The 1,910-nt window shown below is 65.6% G+C and carries 2 protein-coding genes; one reads left to right on the plus strand and one right to left on the minus strand.

The features are described 5' to 3' along the window. Positions 1-1,638, minus strand: a 1,638-nt coding sequence (locus FS320_RS42480) for a recombinase family protein (RefSeq protein WP_152718532.1), incomplete at its 3' end; no start/stop codon positions are given. Positions 1,639-1,718: 80 nt separating this feature from the next. Here FS320_RS42480 and FS320_RS47395 point away from each other — a divergent pair. Beyond that, positions 1,719-1,910: hypothetical protein (locus FS320_RS47395; RefSeq protein WP_210252256.1), on the plus strand; the 192-nt coding region annotated here is incomplete at its 3' end.

A 1,910-nucleotide genomic window follows, 5' to 3' on the forward strand; every position in this document is an offset into this window, starting at 1 on the left:
CCTACAATGGTGCAAACTGCCGCTGTCTGAACCACCATAGCTCGGATCGGGCGGCGGAGCGACACGGAACACCACCGTGATGTCGCCGCGATCAATCTCAACGCGCTTGACCAGAAGGCGGATCAGATCTCGCTGAACAGACCAATCAACAGCCGACAGTTGGTCACGAACCTGTGCGGCAAAGTCTTCAAGCCGGCTCACAAGCAGCGACAGTGCTACACGTTGAGCCGCTTCGTCACGCAAGGCCTCAGCCTGCTCTTCCCATCCCTTGATCCGCTGGCGGAGTCCGGTGACCCGAGGCTCGAAGTCCGCCTTGTCGATCAAGCCCTCGGCGTAGCCATCGATCAGCCGCCCCATGCCGCGGCGCAGCTTGGCGAGTTGTGTCTCGATGCCAGCCAGGTCGGCCGCTCCCGGGTCTCGGGCCTGAACCACGCGCCGCTCGTGTTCCGCGGCGATCAAGCTCGGATCCTGCAAGACTCGCTCGACCTCACGCCACACCGCTTCATCCAGTCGATCCGTGCGCACCTGCGGGTTCGAGCATAGGTGCTCCCCACCAAAACGGTAGGCGTCGCTGCCGCAGCAGCGATAGTAGGCGTAGTCGCGCCGCTTGCCCTTGGCCGAACTCAGGCTGATGGCCTTGCCGTAATAGGCGTAGCCGCAGTGCTGGCACACGAGGAGCCCTTGCAGAAGATAGCGCTGACCGCGGGCGTGCTGCCGATTGCGGCGCCGGTTCTGCTCAAGCTGCTCGCGGACCGCCTCGAACAACGCCTCATCGACCAAGGGCGGGACCGGCACGCCAATCCACTCGCTTGGGGCCACAGCGTAAACCCCATGGGCTCGGCGGGGCTGCTCACGGCCGCCCCGCACCGGGCGCAACCGGGCCGGCCTAGGTCCGATCCGTGTCTTGCCGAAGGCCGCCGTGCCGCTATAGGCGGGGTTCCTGAGGATCCCCCACACGGTGCTCCGATCCCAGGCCGTCTTGCCGCTGCGCGTCAGACAGCCCTCCTGCTGGAGACGCCGGCAGGCCTCGCCGATGCTGACGCGCTCGCGGCCGATCCAGTGGAAGACCCGCCGCACGATCTGAGCCTCGTCCTCCAGGATCTCGTAACGGGCCACGCCCCCACCATCGCGCTTGCCGATGTAGCGGTAGCCGTAGGGGGCGCCGGAGAGCACGCTGACCGTGCCCTTGTGCGCGGCGTGGCGTTTGCCGCGTCGGCTGCGCTCCAGGATCTTGGCCCGCTCATACTCGGCCACCATGCCCTGAACCTGCAGCAAAAGATCGTCCTCCGGGGAGAGACCGATCGGCCGATTGAGAAAGACGATCTCAACCCCGGCGCGACGGATCTCTTCAATCAACAGCACCTGATAGGCATAGCGCCGGGCGAGCCGGTCGGGAGAATGCACGTAAAGACGATCGATGCTGCCAGCCGCCACCGCATCGCGCAAGCGCTCGAGGGCGGGCCGCACCAGGGTAGCGCCGCTGTAGCCCTCGTCGGTGAAGCGCTCATCGGGCGTGAGGGTGAGGCCGTCCTGCGCCAGGCGGGTCTCAAGGGCCTCAATCTGGCTGGCAATGGTGTTGTCGCTGGTCTGCTGCTCGGATGAGACGCGCGCGTAGATAGCACCGTTTAACGCTGTCATGCCCATGTCCTCCCGGGATTGTCGGCCGCTCTGGATGTGATCTCGTGTGGTGAGCCGCGTTCCTGCGGCCGGCGATGGAGTTGGCGTTCGACCATTGGCAGCAGGCGCTCGAAGGCGTCGGCCATGCATTGCTTGTCAAGCCGGCTGACCTCATGGCTCACCCGGACCTTGAGCATCGGGGGTATTATCTTGCGCCTTGGCATCGGCGCCTCCGTGATCGGGCCATCGCGTCCTGGACGGCCGACACAGCATCAACGGCGCACCCAGGAAAC

The organism is Microvirga tunisiensis (genome assembly GCF_009296175.1).
Lineage (GTDB): Bacteria > Pseudomonadota > Alphaproteobacteria > Rhizobiales > Beijerinckiaceae > Microvirga > Microvirga tunisiensis.